Source organism: Streptomyces sp. NPDC004435, from assembly GCF_042873895.1.
Taxonomy (GTDB): Bacteria; Actinomycetota; Actinomycetes; order Streptomycetales; family Streptomycetaceae; genus Streptomyces.
In genome coordinates this window covers 213,515-231,422 of the sequence record NZ_JBIAMB010000017.1, presented here as the reverse complement: position 1 = coordinate 231,422, position 17,908 = coordinate 213,515, and the positions used below count along the sequence as shown (strand labels likewise).

Sequence of the window (17,908 nt, the reverse complement as noted above, 5' to 3'; positions counted from 1 at the left end):
CTCGGCGGGGGGGGGGGCGGGCCCCCCGCGGGGGGCGGGGCCCCCCCCCGGGGGGGCCGCCGCCCCCCCGCGGGGCCCCCCCCCCCCCGCCCCCCCCCCCCCCCCGCCCCCCCACGAGTCACGCGGGTGCCGGACGGGGGCGGCCGGAAGGTCGGGCAGCGCCCGGTTGGCGGATCAGTCGAGGCACATGCGGACGTCGCGGTAGACGTAGGTGCCGGAGACCCAGCCCTTCACGCCGGTGGTGAGGTCGGTGATGTAGTGCCAGCCGCTGCGGGAGGAGTGGACGGTGAAGCGGTGGCCCTTGTAGAGGACGCCCACGGCGGTGGAGCTGGTCGTGGGGCTCTTGCGGATCTTGACGGCGCTGGTGCCGATGGTCCACGGACCAGGGAGGTCGCAGGCACGGACGAGCGGCGTGGCCGCAGGGGCTGTGGTGGTCGCGGCGGTGGCCGCGGAGGCTGCGACCGGGACGGCGGCGGTGGCGAGGGCGACGGCGCACAGGGCAGCACGGGTGAAACGCACGGAAAAACTCCCTGAGGGTTCTGTGGAGGGAAGGCGGGGCTGCCGGGCGGGCAGAGCGTCCGCCGGCGGCGAGGCTGGTGGCCTCGGGGCCGTCCGCCGTTGGGCGGCGGGCGGTGATTCAGCGGCTGCGCGCCGGAACTGGCCAGGCACCGGCGGGACGTACGGGCGCGGCAGGCTGCTGTTGTGCGGGGTGGCGGGAGCCGACGAGGGTGGAGCGGCCGGCGTCGGTGAGGGTGGCGGGCTGGCCGACGATCAGGTCGCGGGAGGTGTCTCTCGCGACGAGGCCGTGGTGTTCGAGGCGCTGGAAGGCCATGTAGTCCACGAGACGGCCCTGGGGCGTCCGCACGGAGACCCGGTGGGTGTGCAGGTGCTCGCGGACGGTTCCGCCGGCGGCGAGCGAGAGCAGGGCGGCCAGGTCGTGCGCGGTGAGTTCGGCGCTGATCGCGGGCGTAGGCGGGGCGGAGGCTCGGACCCTCTCCAGGGCAGCAGCGGCACGGAGTTGCTTCTCGTCCCGGTCGTCAACGGCCTGGGCGAGGTCCCGTAGGGTCCGCCGCATCCGGTCGAGCAGGGCGTCGTCGACGACGTGCGCGCCGGAGGACAGCTGCATCAGCACGTTGCGGTGGTAGGCGACCGCGGTCTCGGCGACCCCGAGGTCGCGGTGTGCGGACGCCAGGGCGGTGCGGTCTTCCGAGAGCAGCCCGGCGTGGTGATCGTGATGCAGGCCGGACAGGTCTCCGACGGCTTGCTCGATCGGCCCGTCCAGGGCTGTCGGGGCCGTGGTGCGGGGCGCAGCTGTCACCGGGTCTGCCAGAAGCCTGCGCAGTCCGAGCAGAGGACGGCGAGGAGGGCCGTGCGCCGGTAGGACTTGCGGCGTCGGCCGTCGGGGAGGGTGATGTCGCGGCTGGAGACCTCGTACGGGCGAAGCAGCGTGGCCAGCCTGGCCTGTGTGAGGGACGCGTACGGCCAGCGGCCCTCGGCCACACCCGGCAAAGTCCGAAGTCCGTCGACGAGGTCAGCGGAGGCCAGGGCGTCCGGGGAGCCGTACGCGGAGAAGACGGCCAGACAGGCAGCCGCGATGCACTCTCCGCCGAGAGGACGACGAGGGAAGCAGCACGGGTCCATCTGAAGGGCGGCCCCGCCCGGGTCGGTCTCGACCGGTGCGGCCGGTGCCGAGCAGGTGTCGTCGCCCAGCAGGCGGTCCACCTCCCGCCCTGCTGCGATCAGATCCTTGAGGATGGCCGCGATGTCCTCGATCTCGTCGTCGACCTCACCTTCGGTGACCGGCCTCGGCCCGTTGACTATGTCGAGCAGTTCACGTTCGAGGTCGTCCTGGCGTGCCTTCGCGTCCAGGAGTGCCTGATGGTGCGGGTTCGGCTCGGGCGTGCGGGCGCCCGTGAGGTCGTCGTCCAGGAGGGCGCCAAGGAGGCGGAGGAACGGGCTTCGGGTGGTCAACGCTGAGGTCCTTTGGGGTCGTTGTGGTGCGTGGGCGAGGTGAACAGGTCCGCCGGTCGCCACGGCGGCGCCGGCGAAGCAGTCGTGGCGGCCCTGGCCGCAGGCTGCGGAGCGTTGCTCTGCAGCTGAGGCGGGATGGTGCGGGCCGCGTGGACACGAGGGCCCGCGGGTGGGCGCGGCCGGTTCACGCGGGCGCGGACGACGTCGTACACCTCGTGCCGGGCGCGGGGCCGGACGGCGACGATGTGCGCCTCGACGGTGTGCTGAGAGCTGGGCGGGGCCTTCTGCAGGCGGTAGACGATCCGCCATTCGGCGCCGGCGCCGAGGTAGAGCTTGCGGTACTCGCGCAGCTCGTAGGCGAGTTCAGGGCCGGTGATCCGGGCCCGGACGACGCCCTCGATCAGGTCGAGTGCCCGGTCCCGGATGTCCTGCGGCAGGGCACGCAGGTCCGTGAGGGCGCCGGGGTTGAACGACAGCCCGTAGGCAGGGCGGGGGTCAGCCGTCATGACGCGGGGCCGGCTTCGGTCGAGGGCGCGTCACCGTTCTCCTGCCGCGATCGGGCATCGCGGGCGAGGGTCCTGGTCGACGGGCCGGGACCACGGAGGAGCCGATGCTCGGGACGCTCCGGGTCCGTCTGGCAGGCGCTGAGCGGCCCGCCGGGTGAGCGGACGTGGGCCATGGCGTGGGTGAGGAAGTCGCGGTGCCAGACGAACATCCCGGACGCGCCGGCGTCCGGCTCCTTGTGCTGCTGGTAGGCCATCCACAAGGCGTGCAGCCACGCCACGACGTCGAGGTGCTCCTGCCACTCGGGGCACCAGGGAGCGGCGGTGGTGATCTCGGCGCCGTAGACGTCCATCAGGACGTCGTCGACCCAGTCGCTCAACACTGCCAGCTCGTCCTCGAACTCGTTGCCTTCCAGCTCCAGGATCGGCTTGGGGTCCGGTGGCGGGGTGAAGGCCGGCATGCCGGGGAAGCCGGCGAACGGCATGCCCGCCGACCGCGGATCGGCCGGCGGGGCGGCGGCGAGACGGTCGATGACCCGCGCTTGTTCGGCCGAGCGATCGAGGAGTTTCCGGACGGACACCTCAATCGATTCGAGGTCCGGCTCCGGAACACGGACGGGCTCCAATTCCCCGCCGTCGGGGGACTCGGTGAATTCGGACACGAAAAGGATCTCCTTGCAGCCGAAGCCGTTGACTCAGTGGCTCCGATGGTCCGGAGAATCCCCGGTTTCGGAAACCGGGGATCGGCCGCTATATTGCGCCCTGCCGCTCAGGCGCCGAGGACGAAGTCCTCCTGGGATGCGGTCTCTCGCAGGGTCTCCGACAGGCGCTCGGTGGCGACGGACGCGTACTCCTCGGTCTTCTCGATGCCGATGAACTGCCGTCCTTCGAGCAGAGCGGCCACGCCGGTGGAGCCGGATCCGGCGCAGAAGTCCAGGACCGTGCCGCCGGGCGGGGCGATCTTGACCAGCTCGCGCATCACCGAGACGGGCTTCTGGGTGATGTGCTTGCGATCCTTGCCCGAGGGCTGCGAGGCGCTGTAGAGGCCGGGCAGGTAGACGGGGTTCGCGGCGGCGTTGACCCGGCCCTTCGCTCCCCAGACGATGAACTCGCAGTCCTGCCGGAACTTGCCCTTCTGGGGCCTGGCCTGCGGCTTGTGCCAGCTCAGGACACCCAGCCACAGCCAGCCGGCAGCCTGGAGGGCATCTGTGGTCGCCGGGAGCTGGCGCCAGTCGGTGAACAGCAGCGCCGTCCCGCCGGTCTTCGTGGCCCGGTGCGCCTCGGTCATGATCTGCGTCAGCCAGAGCGTGTAACTGCGCTGGTCCATGTTCTCGCCCGTGAAGTCCGGCAGGACGTGCTTGGCGTCCGCGGAGACGTACTTCTGCCGGGCCGAACGGCTCGTGCGCTCCTGCGCGGTCCGGCCACCCGAGTTGTACGGCGGGTCGGTGATGACGGAGTCGGCACAGCCGTCGGGCAGGGTCGACAGGACGCTCAGCGCGTCACCGTGGTGCAGGGAAAAAGACATGAGGGTGCCCCAATTCGGAGGAGAAACGGAAGGAGGGTCCCCTGATGGCAGGCCCGGCGGAAGAAGCCGAGTTCGACCGGGCGCAAAGGGGGGAGGCCGAAACTCTAGGGCACGATCCCCGGTTGAGAAGCATCACCGCCGAAGAGCCAGAAAAAGCGCTCCGATTCCGGCTGGCGATTTCGGTGACCGGGGATCCGGGTTTACTGTCTTGTCATTGCCCGGCGGACACCGCTGATGGCGCCCTCTCCCTCTCCCCACTCCTGCCCAGGAGGCCCTCGTGTTCCGTCCGTGACCCCGCACGCGCTCCGCGCCGCCCTGTTCGCCCTTTCCTCCCCAGCACCACCGACCTGAGACGGAGGCCGTCATGTACCGCCCCTGCTGACCCCGCCCGAACTCCTCGCCTTCCCTCCCCGCTCCATGGAGGTCCCGCTGATGTTCCGCCCGTAACACCCCCGCCTGACGGGGTGCGTGAGCCAACACGCACCCCGGCCAGCCCGCTTCCGCACCACCGCTCCGGCCGCACGGCCCTTCCTCTCGCGCACCGTGCGGCCGGAGCCCTCCCCGAAGGACTCGCCGTGTTCCTGTCCCGCCCCTCCCCCTCCCCATGCGACCGCTTCGCTGACCGCCGTCCGGAGACCGCCCGCGAGTGAAGGGCACCGCCGCCGCGATCGGCGCGCTCTGCCTTCCCCCTCTTCTCCTCGCCGGCACGGCCGTTGTCGCCGCCGCCGGCGGATCCTCGGCCGTGACGGTGCCGTCCTGCACCACCGCCCCGGTCGACGCCGCCGCTGTACAGAAGCAGGTCGCCGCCGTTCTCGGTGGGTCCGAAGCCAAGGGCTCGCGTATCGAGGGCCTCGAACTGCCCGATGAACAGATCCCGCACGCCCGCACCATCGTCGCCACCGGCATCGACCTCGGCGTTCCCGAACGCGGCCAGGTCGTCGCGCTGGCCACCGCGATCCAGGAGTCCCGGCTGCGCAACTTGTCGTACGGCGACCGCGATTCGCTCGGTCTGTTCCAGCAGCGCCCGAGCCAGGGCTGGGGAACTCCCGCTCAGATCCGCGACCCCACCTACGCCAGCAGGAAGTTCTACGAGGGCCTGCTGAAGGTCTCCGGCTGGCAGCAGATGACCATCACCCAGGCCGCGCAGGCGGTACAGCGCTCCGGCTTCCCGGACGCCTACGCCCAGTGGGAGCCTCTCGCCCGCGCCCTGCAGCAGGCGCTGATGACCGCACTCCACGCGCCCGACGGTTCCGCAGGCGGAACACCGGCCCAGCGGCCGGCCGACTCGTGCGAGCCGCAGACCGGCGGTGCCGCCACCGGTCCGATCCCCGAAGGCACGGTCCCGAAGGGATACACGATCCCCGCGGACGCCGATCCTCGCGCGAAGACCGCTCTCGACTGGGCCATGCACCAGCTCGGTACGCCGTATCAGTGGGGCGGGTCCTGCACGGACGCGCACGGCCAAGACGCCCTTAAGCGCTGCGACTGCAGCTCCCTGACCCAGCAGTCGTACAAGGCCGCCGGCATCGCTCTCACCCGGGTCTCCCAGACCCAGGCGCACGAAGGGCGAGCCGTCTCCCTCACCCAGCTCCGCCCGGGCGATCTGCTGTTCAGCCGCGGGACCAAGGCCGCCCCTGAGCACGTCGGTCTGTACGCGGGCCACGGGCTCGTCATCGAGGCCCCGCGCACCGGCCGCAACGTCCGGTTCAGCACCCTCGCGGACTACGCCGCCCACAGCGCGCGCCGGGTCCTCTGACACCGGCCCCGCCCGGCCAGCCCTTTCGAGGCGCCGGGCGGGCCGGGCCACCTTCGCGCCGCCGAGCGCTTCTCCCCCTCTCCTTCCTTCTTCTCCCGTTCCCCGGCACGGGCCGCTGAGCCCTGCCCTCACAAGGAGCGCACCACCATCTCCCCCGCCACCCTCACCGCCCTCCCGTACGACCGTCTCCTGCTCGCCTTCGATCCCGGCGTTTCCCCGAAGGGCGGCGGTCTGCCGGGCCTCGAAGTCCTGCGCACCGTCGTGAACAGCATCAATTTGTTCGGCATCGTGGCCGTGGTCGGCGCGCTCGCCGTCAGCCTCGGCGTGTGGGCCTGGGGTCACCACACCGGCGGCCACCAGGCCGAGGCCAACGGCAAGAAGGGCGCCGTGGTCGCCGCCGGCGCCGCCCTCGGGCTCGGCGCCGCCAACGGCATTGTGGCCTTCTTCTCCGCCCTCGGGTCCCAGGTCCAGTAATGGGGAAACGTTCCCTCTCCCCTCGTGTCGGCTGGAGGCCATCACGACGGATCGTCATCGCCGCCGGCGCACTGATCATGCTGCTGCTCGTGGCCGGCGTGGTCGCCTGGTGGACCGGCAGCAGTAAGACGGCCGACGCCTCGCCACAGCCGCACGCCACGACCTCGCCCCCTGCCGGCGCCGCCGGTTCGGCTCCTCCTCCGGACGGCGAATCGGCAGCGCCGGTGGCAGGGCCGCCTCCGGTCTCTGACCCGCTCGTCTTCGCCCGGGCCAGCGCGGTGATGCTGTGGTCCTTCGACGCCCGGACCACCAGCCACGCCGAGCAGCTCGCCGGGATGAAGTCCTGGATGACGTCCGAATCCGCCTACGCGGACTGGGACTCCGTGCAGGCCCAGATCCCCGACCCGGTGCTGTGGTCGCGGCTGAGGGACAACGGCCAGCACGCCACCGCAGCCGTCTCCGAGGCGCACTTCCCCAGTGCCTTCAAGCAGGCCATCGCCGACGATCCCGCCGCGATCACCGAGGCGTACATCTACGCCGTCACCGTGCGCGGCAAGACCCAGCTGGCCTGGACCGGGGGCGGGTCGGGAGCCGAGGACCGCCAGATCACCCTGGCCGTCCAGTGCCGGCCCAGCGCGGACTGCCGCCTGGTCGCCGTCGCCCCGCGCGTCGCCCCGTAGCCCTCTCCCGTACTTCCTGACCCGAAAGGACGCCCGACGTGGGCTTCTGTGACCTGCCCGTCGCCGGTTCGATCTGCGACATCGGCGACGCGATCGAGTTCGCCTCCGATCCCGTCGGCGCGATCGGGAACTGGATGGTGCAGAGCGCCGGTGACCTCGCCGCCGCGGCGGCCGACCTGGCTGCCAAGGCCATCGACCGCACCACCGCCATCGACCTCGGCGCGAGCTGGTTCCGCGACAACTACGAGACGATCTTGCCCATCGGCCTCATCGTGCTGGTCGCCACCTTCTGCGCCCAGCTCGTCAGAGCCGCCGTCAAGCGAGACGGCCAAGCCCTCGTCCAGGCCCTCACCGGAACAGCGAGCGGCGTTCTCTTCGCATTCTGTGCGATCACCTTCACCACCGTGGCCATCGAAGTCGTCGACGCGCTGTCCGCCGGACTGTTCGCGGCGGCCGGCACGGACATCGCCTCCGCCGTGCGCCGGATCGTGAAGGTCTCGGCCATCGGTGCCGTCGCCGGACTGGGCTGGCTCGTCGCGGTCATCGCCGCGCTCGCCTCAGCCGCAGGAGCGTTCCTGTTCTGGTGCGTGATGATGGTCCGGAAGGTCGGCATCCTGATCCTCGTCACCTTGGCCGTGTTCGCGGGAGCGGGCGGCGGCTGGGAGGTTGCCCGCCGGTGGCGCCGCGGCTGGATCGAAGCCACCGCCACCCTCGTCGTCTCCAAGCTTCTGATGACGATCGTCTTCGTCCTCGGCATCTCCGCGCTCGGCGAAGCCGACAGCAAGGACGGCCTCGCCGCCCTGGCGGACGTCGCGGCAGGCATGGTGATCATGCTGCTCGTGCTGCTGTGCCCGTACATGGTCTTCAAGTTCGTCCACTGGGCGTCCGAGGGCACCGACGGCGAATCCATCCACCGCGCCGGTGGCGCAGGAGCCTCAGTGGCCCGCCAGCACGCCGAGAACGCCGGCCGTAAGGCAGCAGCCGCAGCGGCGACCGCCGGCACTGGCGGCGCCGCCGCAGGAGCCGGCGCGGCAGGAGGTGCCCAGGCTGGCGCCGGCGGGTTCCCCGGTGACATCGCCGCCAACCCCGCGACCGGCACTGGCATGCAGAGCGAAGGCTCCAAGGGCGACTCGGAGAGCCGTCTGCAGGACCTGCTCCAGCAGACGATCTCGCCTCAGTCCCAGGGCGGCGGCACGCCCGACGGCCAGGAGGGCGCCCCTCCGAGCTGGAGCGGGAACTGGGCCGGCAGCGAAGCGGCCCCCGCGGGGCAGCAGAGCGGTGAGTTCGGCAGCAGCTCGGCTGCGATGCCGCCCGCTCACGGGGCCGCGAGCAGCGACTCCGCGCCCGCCGGCCCGCCGCCGGGCCCGTAGCCGCCCCTCCCGTACACCCGCCGCCGGGGGCAGGGGACCCTCCCCGCCCTGCCCCCGGCTCCTCCCTCCCGGAAGCGATCGTGTCCTCCGTTCTCACCGTCAAATTCCCTACCCGGTCGCGCCGCGGCATCCTCCTCGGTCTGACCCTCCCCCAGCTCGTCCTGGTCTCCTCGACCCTCGCCGTGCTGCTGGCCACCGTGGTGACCGCGGGCCTGCTCGGCGCCGTCGTCCTGGCTCCGCTGTGGCTCACCACCGCCGTCCTGGTCGGCGTACGGCGCGACGGCCGCTCCCTGATCGACTGGGCGCCGCTCGTCGCCCGCTTCGCCCACCGCCGACGGACCGGCCAGACCCTGTGGCGCGCCCGCCCCGTCTCCCGGCCCCGAGTGGAGGGGCTGCTGCACCTGCCCGGCACCGCCGCATCCCTGCGCGTCGCCACCGCCGACTCCGGGGCCGCCGCCGTCCACGACCCCCACAACCAGACCCTGACCGCCGTCGCCCGCGTCAGCTCCCGCGCCTTCGCACTGCTCGACCCGGCCACCCAGACCGCCAACGTATCCGCGTGGGGCCGGGCTCTCGCCGGCATCGCCCGCACCGGACGCATCTCGACTGTGCAGGTCCTGGAGCGGACCGTGCCGAACTCCGGCGACAGCCTCACCCGGCACTGGACCGAGCACGGCAACCCCCATGCCCCGATCGCCGGCCAGATCTACACCGAACTCCTCGCTTCGGCCGGACCTGCCGCCGCCCCGCACGAGGCGTACCTCGCCATCGCCCTGGACCTGAAGGCCGCCAAGCGCCTGATCAGCCAGGCCGGCGGCGGCCTCGCCGGCGCCTTCACCGTTATGGAACAGACCACCTCCTCAGTCGCCCAGGCCGCCCGCAACGCGGGCCTGACCGTCTCCGGATGGCTGGGGCCCCAGGAGATCGCCGCCGTGCTGCGCACCGCGTACGACCCGGCCGCCACCGCGCACCTGCAGCAGTGGTCCGCCACCGGTCAGGCAGAGGCCGACCCTGCCGCCGCCGGACCGGTCGCCCAGGTCGAGGAGGCCGACCGGCTGGTCACCGACAGCGCCCGGCACGCCACCTTCTGGATCGAGAACTGGCCGCGGACCGAGACGAGCCCGGGCTTCCTGCACAGCCTGATGTTCAGCGCCGGCGTCCGCCGCACCTTCTCCCTCATCTACGCGCCCCAGGGCATCGACTCCGCTCTGCGGGACGTCCAGCGCCGCAAGGCCGCGATCATCGCGGACGCCTCCGAGCGCCAGCGCCGAGGACAGGTCGACTCCGAAGCCGACAGCGTCGAGTACGCCGACGTGAAGACCCGCGAGAAGCAGCTCATCTCCGGCCACGCCGACGTCGCCCTCACCGGACTGCTCACCGTCTCCGCCGACACCGACCAGGACCTCGACGCCGCCTGCACCCAGATCGAGACGGCCGCCGCCGACGCCCAGGTCGACCTGCGGCGCCTGATCTACCAGCAGGCCGATGCCTTCATCACCGCGGCCCTCCCGCTCGCCCGCAGCACCCTGTAGCCCGCCCTGCCGCCCGACGGCGTCCTCCTTCCCCGCGAGAAGCCCATGTCCCCTGATGACCGCCGCGACGCCTTCGACGGTGACGCGTACCCCTACCTGCGGGCCGCCACCGCCGGGCTGCGCCACCACACCCGCGCCCAGAGCGCGACCGGCCAGGACCAGCCCAGCGACCGGCCCCACCTCGACGCGCTCCACGCCCACCTCACCGCCCTGCACCGCCTCATCGACCAGGCCGCCGAGCAGACCCGCCCCGAGCGCCCGGCAGCCGGACGTCACCTGGCCACGGCCCACGCCCGCGTGTGGCAGGCCGCCGACTCCGTCCACGCGGCCTTCCACCTGGTCCCTGCGGCCACGGAGGACGAGAAGTGCCAGCCCGACCGGCTTCCCGAGGGACCGCCCTTCCTCACCATCTGCCAGCGGCACCTCGCCGCCGTCCACGCGATCCGGCGCAAGACCACCGCCGCCGACCTCGCGTCCTGAACCGTCCTACTGGAAGCGTCCCTTGTCCCACCGCCGCGCCAGCGCCACTCCCCTGTTCACCCCGCATGGCATCGACCGCGCCCAGCGCCGGGCTCTGCGCAAGCAGACCGCCCGCGCAGAAGCCCGGGCCCGCACCGCCGCCGGCACCGGACCCGACCAGCAGTCCGGGGAAGCAGCCTTCCCCGCGCCGTTCTACCCACCCACCGGACGTCCCGGTCCCGCCTCCGCCCGCGGCAACCGCCTCAAGCTCCCCGCCCACCGCATGACCACCGCCGTCGCCAGCGCCGCCTACCCCTTCCTCGCCGAAGGCGGCCTGGGCGCCGACGGCATCTACATCGGCAAGGACCTCCACGCCGAAGGCAGCTTCACCTTCGACCCGTTCTCCCTGTACGGGCGCGTCGAGGGCTTCACCAACCCCAACGTGCTGCTCGCCGGGGTGATCGGCCAGGGCAAGTCCGCCCTGGCCAAGAGCCTGGCCCTGCGCAGCATCGCCTTCGGCTACCGCGTCTACGTCCCGTGTGACCCCAAGGGCGAATGGTCGGACGTCGCCCGGGCCTTGGGCGGCGAGTCCATCGCGCTCGGCCCGGGCCTGCCCGGCCGCCTCAACCCCCTCGACGCCGCACCCCGGCCCTCCTCGGTCCCACAGACCGAATGGGCGGGAGAGGTCCGCACTCGCCGTCTGCTCCTGCTTGCTTCCCTGGCCCGCACCGTCCTGGGCCGCGATCTGCTGCCCATGGAGCACACGGCCCTCGACATCGCGCTCGACAGCGCCGTCGCCCGGGCCGCCGCCGCCAGCCGCGAGCCTCTCCTCGGCGACGTCGCCCACGCCCTGGCCGACGGTCCCGGCCTCGAACTGGCCGGCGGCCTGCTCTCCGGACGCCTCGGAGATGCCGCCCGCGACCTCGCCCACGCCATGCGCCGCCTGGTCTTCGGCGACCTGGCGGGCATGTTCGACGCCCCGTCGACCACGGTCTTCGACCCCTACCGGCCGATGCTCACCGTCGACCTCTCCCGCCTCGGCGGCAGCGACGACACCGCGCTTGTCCTCGCCATGACCTGCGCCTCCGCGTGGATGGAAGCCGCCCTCACCGACCCCGGCGGCGGACGGCGCTGGGTGGTCTACGACGAGGCGTGGCGCGTGCTGCGCCACCCTGCCCTCCTCATGCGCATGCAGGGCCAGTGGAAGCTCTCCCGCGGCCTGGGCATCGCGAACCTGATGGTGATCCACCGCCTGTCCGACCTGCTCTCCGCCGGCGACGCCGGCAGCCAGAGCCGCGCCCTGGCCGAGGGCCTGCTCGCCGACTGCAGCACGCGCGTGATCTACCGCCAGGAGACCGACCAGCTCGCCGCCGCCTCCAGCCTCCTCGGCCTGACCTCCGTAGAAGCCGGAGCCCTGTCCCACCTCAGCCGGGGCCGCGGCCTCTGGAAGGTCGCCGGACGCAGCTTCGTCGTCCAACATCAGCTACATGCAGCCGAATTGGACCTTTTCGACACCGATTCCCGTATGCATTGACCCCTTCTCCTGGAGTTCCCCTGCACCCCGATTACGAGCACTACGACAACATCGGTCGTAGCACCGAACAGATCATCGCCGCGCACTTCGGCATGGCGACGGAGGGCGACCTCCTGCGATGGGCTCGTCGTGACGCCGAGGCGTACCTCGCCGAGCGTCCTCTGCCGACTGGCTCGCCTGTCCCTCTCGACACCGCCGCATATCGCGTCGCACTCAACGAGGCCCGGACAATCGCCGAGGTCAGTGCGGTCACCAGACACCTGATCGAAGCCTGCAGGCCCGTGCTGGAGTCGATGGGCCAGGTCCTGTCAGACATCGCCGACTGGAACGGCCGGTATGGGAAGTCAGAAGCCGACTCCCCGTCCCGGAAGGTGATGGAGGCGGCCAACCGCCTCATGTCCACGCTCTGGGACGCCGAGGCAGCCGACCTCGCCGCGCTCCGGGCGACGTACGACCCCGCTCCTACACAACCGGGGTCGAAGCCCGCACCGGGCCTCCCGCCTGCCCCGCCCGAGGCGCCGTCCTCCGGCCCTAAGCCCAGCCGCTAACACCCTTCCGAAGGCTGAACTTGTCGACCCGTTCCTTCATCGCTCGCCCCACCGACCCCTCGACCGGAAGCCGGTACGCCGGCCGTTACTGCCACTTCGACGGCTACCCCGAGAACCAGCTCCCTCTGCTGCTCGGCGGTCTGCAGTATCGATTCGCCGGAGACCTCGAAGCCCTTCGCCGCCATCTCGTCGACGCCCCGCACGATTGGTCGGGGCTCGGCATGGACCTGCTGGAAGGCGCCCCCGAGCACGTGCTGAACCAGATCGATCCGCACGCGGAGCGCTTCCCCAGCCGCCCCCTCGACGACGTCGTCACCCTGTCGGGCGAGCCGGCCGAGCCCATCACCATCACGCAGGCCAACGCCGGCGGCCTCGAATGGGGCTACGTCCTGCACGACCACGGCATCGAGGTCATCGCCCTGACCTGGGACGACCGCGGAGGCCCCATCGTCAGCTGGGACACCTCCCCGCTCACACGCTTCCAGGGAACCCCGTCGCTGTGGGGCCGCGACCAGCCCGTACCCGTCCGGCCAGCCCGCCCCGCGCTGAAGGTCGCCGCGCCCGCCAGTCCCCTGCCGGCCCCGGCCAAGACCCGCGTCACCCGCTGACCCCGACTCCAGGAGCCCATCCCTGTCCGCCCCGCAGATCACCGTCGTCATCGCCACCCAGCTCCGCCCCGACCGCCTGCTCTACCTGGAGCAGATGCACGCGAGCCTCTCCCGGCAGACCGTTCCGTGGGAGGCCGTGCTCGTCCTCGACGGCGCCCCGCCCGAAAACGTGCCTGCCCCGATCGCCGCCGACCCGCGGGTACGGGTTCTCCCCCTGCCCCGTCCAGTCGGCGCCGCCTGCGCCCGCAACCTCGGCCTGAACCTCGTGAACACCGAGTTCGTGAACTGGGCCGACGACGATGACGTCTTCCCCGACTGGAGCCTGGGCGTACGGCTGGCCGCAGTCACCGACCGCCTCGGGTGGGTTGCCGGGTACAGCGCGGACTGGCTGCCGGACGGCACCACCCGCGTGTGGGAGTGCCCCACCCCGCCCGGTTTCCACGCCGCCGGCGACGTGGTCACGTACTGGCCGCTCCCGCAGGACACCATCCCGATCGGGCCCACGACGATCCTGGCCCGCACCCGCCTCGTACGCGCGGCCGGCGGCATGGGCGGCCTCGTCCAGGGCGAGGACTACATGGCCGCCGTCGGCGTCACCAACCTGGCCCCCGGCGTCCTGCTGCCCCTGCCCGTCTACAAGTACCGCAAGCACGAAGGGCAGATGACACAGGGCGAGCAGTACGACGAGCTGGAGCTCGCCGCCCGGCAGCACGCCCACGCCTACGGCCACGCCCTGCGCAACGCCTTCGTCGCCGCCCGGGCAGCGTGAACATGGCCGGCACCGCACTGCCGCAGGCACGGCCGGACGCCGAGATCATCCTCTGTGTCAGCGCCAAGGAGGGCCTGGTCGCCATCCCCGTGGGTGAGAAGTACTCCCACGGACACACCGCCCTCCGCTCGACGGGCGCCTTCGAGAAACAGAAGGCGGGCTTCCACGTCCTGCGCGACCTCAGCACGATGCGCGACGTGATGCCCGCGCTGGCCCAGGCCGCCAAGCTCTATCGGGTCGCACTGACCACCAGCTCCAACCCGTATCTGGGGGACTACGCCCAGAAGCTGGCGCACTGCCTGCCCGGCAACTGGACAGCGACGGTCGAGGTCTACGCCCACCCAGTGTGGCAGGAGGACTGGCTCCCTCTGCTGTGGGACAGCGGTCAGCTCACCGAGGCAATGGAGCGCTGCCGCGTCCCGTACGGCGCTGTCCTCACCAGCTCGACCGGCGCGGAACTGCTCCTGATCGAACAGCCCGGCGCCGCAGGTCGCTACCTGCTCGGCGCGTGCGCGAGCAGCACCTTCGACGACAACTACGAGAATCCGTTCGCTCCGCCGGCCATCGGGTTGCCCAAATACCCGAAGCTCGCCGCCGCCCAGGTGACGACCAGCTTTCTTCCCCGCTATGAGCACGCGGTGCACAAGCGCCTGTTGGCGGAGGTCGAGAGCGGGCACGGACGTCTGGAAGACCTGCGGCGCTCTGCCGGTGACGGCCACGCCGAGAGCTCGACGGCCGTGCTCCGCCAGCTTCGCCCCCACGCGGCGCACCTCCTCGACCGAGTCTGGTGGGCCACCACCCCGGACCGGGCGGATGCCGAGGCGCTGGACCGGCTGACCGCTCTGCTCCGGCCGGGGCGAGGCGACCGACCCTCTGTATTCAGGGCGCCGGCCCCGCTGCCCCCTGCGTCGGCCGACGACGTACGCCGATGGCTCGCCGACGCCCCCGTACTCCTGAAGCACGCCCGGGCCACCCTGCCACCCCCGTCCGCGGCCGACTCCCGCAGGGCGCTCGCCTCGGCTCCCCGAGCCCCCGCAGCCCCGACCGCCTCAGGTCGCGGCCGGTGAGCCCGCTCTCCTTCCTCCCCTCCTACTCCGAGGACGTACATGCCCCATGTCCCCCATTTCCACTTCGGCCTCGACCCCGGCCTCGGTGTCGTAGCCCGACCGACAACGGAGATCACGCCGCATCTGGCCAACTGGTACCTAGTGCATGAGCAGTTCGAGCTCGTTCCTGGCACCGCAGATCTGTACCGGCTCACCCGGCAGGACCACGATCCTTGGCGACGAGGCCGGCAAGCCGTACACGATCTCCGCCAAGCCGGATTCGCCGTCCAGGCCGACTACAGCCTCGATCCCGCCCAGTCCGCCCCGCCCGCTCCCACGCGAGGCAACGGGCTGGCCGAGCGCCGAGCCCGCATCGCAGCGGCGGCAGCCAGCCGTTCCCCTCAGCGCCCCCTCACGACCGCGCCCTCGACAACGGCGCCCATCCCCGCCGCCGGACCAGTTCGCGCTGCTGTCTCGCGGGGTCGGTGACCCGTGGACGACGCCTCGATTCGCATCGTCCGTGAGCGCGGCGGCGAAGTGGAAGTCACCGGCCCCGTCGACTCGCTCGCCATGGAACTGCTCCTGCGGGCCGGCTTCCTGACCCAGCCGACGCTGAGAGGCCCCTGGATCCGTCTCCCGTTCGACATGGGCGAGACCTGGGAGAACGACCGCGCCCAGTGGGCCGCCGACATGCTCCGCACCGCGCGGTACCCCGTTCTCCTCGACTCCAGCCTCACCTCCGCCCCTCCCCCCGCCCCGCCTCATCGCCGCGCTCCCGCCCTGCGCGCGGCTCCATCGCGACGCCGCTGACGCGCCGCCTTCCGGAGAACACCCGTGTCCCCTACCGCCCACATCACTCTGTACACAAGCCCTGACGACGGCATCGTCGCCCTCCCCGGCGGGCCAGGTGCCGACTGGGCCGTCATCGCCCTTGACCTCGCGCACTTCGAATCGGCCGACGAAGGAATCCACGTCCTGCCGATGTCCGACCTCGACCGTGCGCAGAAGGCGCTCGACACGCTCTACACCAACGCACAGCGGTTCGGCATCACGGTGACCACCACCCGCCAGACATTCATCGGCGACATCGGACGAGGCATCGCTGCCCGCCTGGATGACTCCTGGACGGTGGAGGTCGGCAACTGCCTGCTTTCGCCCTCGGATTCACGTAGCCGCCTGAACTTCCTCTGGGACTCCCTGGGGGGATCGCTGTCCTACGTCATGCAGTCGTACTCGGAGCAGGTATCGGCAGTGGCCTTCCTCCGCTCAGAAAACGGCCTCGAACTGGCGATGCTGCGACGCCCGTGGGACGGTCAGATCGTCGTCGGCGCCCTCGCTCCGGAAGCGCAGTTCACCTCGCTGGGGACGGCGGCGCCGGTCAGCGTCGCCGCACCCGATGTCGCCAGCGTCCTGAAAAAGGTCACGGAGACACTCCTGCCGTCCTACGAACACGCCCTGGCGCAGGCCCACTTCCGGCTCCTAGGACGCGTCCTTGATCAGATCCGGTCGGCCCGGAAAAACGGCGCCCTGCCCCGCGTCTGGGCGTTGAACGAGGACCTCTGCCAACACTGGTACAGCCTCGACCAGCATCTACGCCAAGGCGTGTACGGCCCGCTGCCGAAGGCTCTGGACGATCTCCTCCGCGGGGCCGACGCAGCCTTGACCGAAGGCAGCGCGCAGGACGAGGAAGGAGCTGTCCAGCTCCTGGAGCGCTGGCTACAGCAGGGCACACTGCTCGTCGACCTGGTGCAGTCCCTCGACCCGGACTTCACCGCCTCCTCGGTCACACCGTCGGCGCCTGCTTCCCTCCCGCCCGGGCCGCCACATCAAGGGCGCCGGCCGGGGATGAGCAGGTGACGACCGCACGGACGTCGGGACCGGTTCTGGGCGAGCCGTACGTGGCCCGGCTGCTAGTCGGCACCATGATCGCGCGGCTCCCGACGGGCATGGTGCCGGTCGTCCTCCTCCTGCTGGTCGCCGACCAGGGCGGGGCCGCGTCCACCGCTGCCCTGATGTGCGCGGCGTACGGGCTGGCCTCCGCGCTCGGGCAGCCGGCACTCGGCCGGGTCGTTGACCGGCACGGGCAGACGGCCGTGACCTGGACGGCTACCGGCGTCACCAGTCTGGCGATGCTGGCCATGCCCCGCGTCGACTCGACCACGCAGACGCCGCTGTTCATCGCCCTGGTGGTCCTCGCCGGCATCTCCACCCCGCCGGCCGAGGCCAACCTTCGAGCCCTGTGGCCGAGCGTGCTGCCCGATCCTCAGCAGCAGCGCGCCGCGCTCGCCCTGGACACCGGCTCGCAGGGGCTGATCTTCATCGCGGGCCCGCCGCTGGTCGCCGCCATCACCACGTTCGCCGGACCGGACACCGCCATGGTCGCGACAGCCATGCTCGGCCTGGTCGGGGCGGCGGTCGTCCTGAGCGCCGCCCCGTCCCGGAGCTGGCGCCCCGGCACGGCCGCGTCGTCCGGGCTTCTCGGCCCCCTGCGCTCGCTCGGGCTAGTCGCTCTGCTCGTCGCCATGACCGGGACCGGCGTCGCACTCGGCGCCCACACGGTCTGGGCCGTCGCGCTTGCCGAGCGGAACGAGAGCGCTCTGCTGCTGGGACTCCTGCCGGCGGCACTGTCCGTCGGCAGCCTCCTCGGCGGCACGCTCTACAGCCGACGGGCGTGGCCGGGCAGTCTCACCGCTCAGCTCGTTGCGGGTTCCGCCGCCTTCGCCGTGTGCTGGCTCCCCCTGCTGCTGAGCCCGGGCCCGGCAGCGGCCGTCGCCGTGTCCGCCCTGCCGGGTCTGGCCCTCCCGGCCCTGGTGACCAGCGCCTTCCTCACCGTGGACGCGCTCGCCCCGGCCGGCACTGTCACCGAGGCGTACGCGTGGCTGATCGCCGCCATCGGCATCGGCCAGGCCACGGGCACAGCCTTCGCCGGCCAACTCACCACCCACCCCCAGCTCGGCGCCGGCCTCCCCGCCGCCGGAGCGGCGCTCACCATCGCCGTGCTCGCCGCAGCGTGGAACTGGATCTACGTACCCGGCACCCGCGCACGCCGCGGTCGGCACCGCCGTGTTCCCGCGCACCGCGCGGGGAGGGCTTCGGCCCGTCCCGCCTGACACCCCCTTCCCTCTTTCCCTTC

Annotated in this window: 20 protein-coding genes; 14 read left to right on the top strand and 6 right to left on the bottom strand. The window is 72.0% G+C overall.

Annotated features, from left to right (window positions below):
- Positions 1-174: 174 nt before the first annotated feature.
- The 6 genes from ACFYT9_RS28545 to ACFYT9_RS28520 all read right to left on the bottom strand — a co-directional run bounded on the left by ACFYT9_RS28545 (position 175) and on the right by ACFYT9_RS28520 (position 3,999).
- Positions 175-519, bottom strand: a complete 345-nt coding sequence (locus ACFYT9_RS28545; RefSeq protein WP_364294556.1) for an SH3 domain-containing protein — start codon at positions 517-519, stop codon at positions 175-177.
- A gap of 118 nt (positions 520-637) precedes the next feature.
- A complete protein-coding gene (locus ACFYT9_RS28540) occupies positions 638-1,318 on the bottom strand; it encodes a hypothetical protein (protein ID WP_389168516.1) in 681 nt (226 codons plus the stop codon).
- Positions 1,315-1,971 carry a DUF3631 domain-containing protein gene (locus tag ACFYT9_RS28535; RefSeq protein ID WP_376425039.1) on the bottom strand — a complete coding sequence of 219 codons (657 nt, stop codon included), beginning with the start codon at positions 1,969-1,971 and terminating at the stop codon, positions 1,315-1,317. Before ACFYT9_RS28535 ends, ACFYT9_RS28540 begins: the two co-directional genes overlap by 4 nt.
- Positions 1,968-2,477, bottom strand: a complete 510-nt coding sequence (locus ACFYT9_RS28530) for a hypothetical protein (protein ID WP_376425037.1) — start codon at positions 2,475-2,477, stop codon at positions 1,968-1,970. The genes ACFYT9_RS28535 and ACFYT9_RS28530 overlap by 4 nt, the downstream gene beginning before the upstream one ends.
- Positions 2,474-3,136, bottom strand: a complete 663-nt coding sequence (locus ACFYT9_RS28525; protein WP_376425035.1) for a DUF4913 domain-containing protein — start codon at positions 3,134-3,136, stop codon at positions 2,474-2,476. The genes ACFYT9_RS28530 and ACFYT9_RS28525 overlap by 4 nt, the downstream gene beginning before the upstream one ends.
- Before the next feature lie 107 nt (positions 3,137-3,243).
- On the bottom strand, positions 3,244-3,999 hold the full coding sequence (locus ACFYT9_RS28520; RefSeq protein WP_376425033.1) for a DNA-methyltransferase: 756 nt from the start codon (positions 3,997-3,999) through the stop codon (positions 3,244-3,246).
- Between the two features lie 646 nt (positions 4,000-4,645).
- On the opposite strand from ACFYT9_RS28520, the gene ACFYT9_RS28515 reads away from it, so the two are divergent.
- The 14 genes from ACFYT9_RS28515 to ACFYT9_RS28450 all read left to right on the top strand — a co-directional run bounded on the left by ACFYT9_RS28515 (position 4,646) and on the right by ACFYT9_RS28450 (position 17,885).
- Positions 4,646-5,755 (top strand): C40 family peptidase, encoded by a 1,110-nt coding sequence (locus tag ACFYT9_RS28515; protein WP_376425032.1) that lies wholly within the window; start codon positions 4,646-4,648, stop codon positions 5,753-5,755.
- Between the two features lie 147 nt (positions 5,756-5,902).
- On the top strand, positions 5,903-6,229 hold the full coding sequence (locus ACFYT9_RS28510; RefSeq protein ID WP_389168531.1) for a DUF6112 family protein: 327 nt from the start codon (positions 5,903-5,905) through the stop codon (positions 6,227-6,229).
- Positions 6,229-6,909: a hypothetical protein gene (locus tag ACFYT9_RS28505; protein ID WP_376425030.1), complete on the top strand. Its 681-nt coding sequence runs from the start codon at positions 6,229-6,231 to the stop codon at positions 6,907-6,909. The genes ACFYT9_RS28510 and ACFYT9_RS28505 overlap by 1 nt, the downstream gene beginning before the upstream one ends.
- A 38-nt stretch (positions 6,910-6,947) precedes the next feature.
- Positions 6,948-8,279 carry an ATP-binding protein gene (locus ACFYT9_RS28500; protein ID WP_389168513.1) on the top strand — a complete coding sequence of 444 codons (1,332 nt, stop codon included), beginning with the start codon at positions 6,948-6,950 and terminating at the stop codon, positions 8,277-8,279.
- A gap of 80 nt (positions 8,280-8,359) precedes the next feature.
- Positions 8,360-9,811, top strand: a complete 1,452-nt coding sequence (locus ACFYT9_RS28495) for an SCO6880 family protein (protein WP_376425027.1) — start codon at positions 8,360-8,362, stop codon at positions 9,809-9,811.
- A gap of 45 nt (positions 9,812-9,856) precedes the next feature.
- On the top strand, positions 9,857-10,291 hold the full coding sequence (locus tag ACFYT9_RS28490; RefSeq protein ID WP_376425026.1) for a DUF6238 family protein: 435 nt from the start codon (positions 9,857-9,859) through the stop codon (positions 10,289-10,291).
- A 22-nt stretch (positions 10,292-10,313) separates the two neighbouring features.
- Positions 10,314-11,804 carry an ATP-binding protein gene (locus ACFYT9_RS28485; protein WP_376394925.1) on the top strand — a complete coding sequence of 497 codons (1,491 nt, stop codon included), beginning with the start codon at positions 10,314-10,316 and terminating at the stop codon, positions 11,802-11,804.
- Positions 11,801-12,352 carry a hypothetical protein gene (locus ACFYT9_RS28480; RefSeq protein WP_388688839.1) on the top strand — a complete coding sequence of 184 codons (552 nt, stop codon included), beginning with the start codon at positions 11,801-11,803 and terminating at the stop codon, positions 12,350-12,352. Before ACFYT9_RS28485 ends, ACFYT9_RS28480 begins: the two co-directional genes overlap by 4 nt.
- Positions 12,353-12,372: 20 nt before the next feature.
- Positions 12,373-12,960 carry a hypothetical protein gene (locus ACFYT9_RS28475; protein WP_389168510.1) on the top strand — a complete coding sequence of 196 codons (588 nt, stop codon included), beginning with the start codon at positions 12,373-12,375 and terminating at the stop codon, positions 12,958-12,960.
- Between the two features lie 37 nt (positions 12,961-12,997).
- Complete coding sequence (locus ACFYT9_RS28470; protein ID WP_389168529.1) at positions 12,998-13,729, top strand: glycosyltransferase family 2 protein; 732 nt, start codon at positions 12,998-13,000, stop codon at positions 13,727-13,729.
- A gap of 2 nt (positions 13,730-13,731) precedes the next feature.
- Positions 13,732-14,796, top strand: a complete 1,065-nt coding sequence (locus ACFYT9_RS28465; RefSeq protein WP_389168508.1) for a hypothetical protein — start codon at positions 13,732-13,734, stop codon at positions 14,794-14,796.
- Positions 14,797-15,267: 471 nt separating this feature from the next.
- Positions 15,268-15,585, top strand: coding sequence for a hypothetical protein (locus tag ACFYT9_RS28460; RefSeq protein ID WP_389168506.1), 318 nt, complete (start codon positions 15,268-15,270; stop codon positions 15,583-15,585).
- A gap of 24 nt (positions 15,586-15,609) precedes the next feature.
- Positions 15,610-16,632, top strand: a complete 1,023-nt coding sequence (locus tag ACFYT9_RS28455) for a hypothetical protein (protein WP_389168504.1) — start codon at positions 15,610-15,612, stop codon at positions 16,630-16,632.
- The gene (locus ACFYT9_RS28450; RefSeq protein WP_389168502.1) at positions 16,629-17,885 is read left to right on the top strand and encodes an MFS transporter; all 1,257 of its coding nucleotides are present in this window, start codon (positions 16,629-16,631) and stop codon (positions 17,883-17,885) included. The genes ACFYT9_RS28455 and ACFYT9_RS28450 overlap by 4 nt, the downstream gene beginning before the upstream one ends.
- The last annotated feature ends 23 nt before the right edge of the window (positions 17,886-17,908 follow it).

Bases quoted from the DNA above. Each gene is read 5' to 3' on its own strand.
- ACFYT9_RS28530 (WP_376425037.1), bottom strand. From the start codon at position 2,477: ATGACGGCTGACCCCCGCCCTGCCTACGGGCTGTCGTTCAACCCCGGC.
- ACFYT9_RS28520 (WP_376425033.1), bottom strand. From the start codon at position 3,999: ATGTCTTTTTCCCTGCACCACGGTGACGCGCTGAGCGTCCTGTCGACC.
- ACFYT9_RS28505 (WP_376425030.1), top strand. From the start codon at position 6,229: ATGGGGAAACGTTCCCTCTCCCCTCGTGTCGGCTGGAGGCCATCACGA.
- ACFYT9_RS28490 (WP_376425026.1), top strand. From the start codon at position 9,857: ATGTCCCCTGATGACCGCCGCGACGCCTTCGACGGTGACGCGTACCCC.
- ACFYT9_RS28465 (WP_389168508.1), top strand. From the start codon at position 13,732: ATGGCCGGCACCGCACTGCCGCAGGCACGGCCGGACGCCGAGATCATC.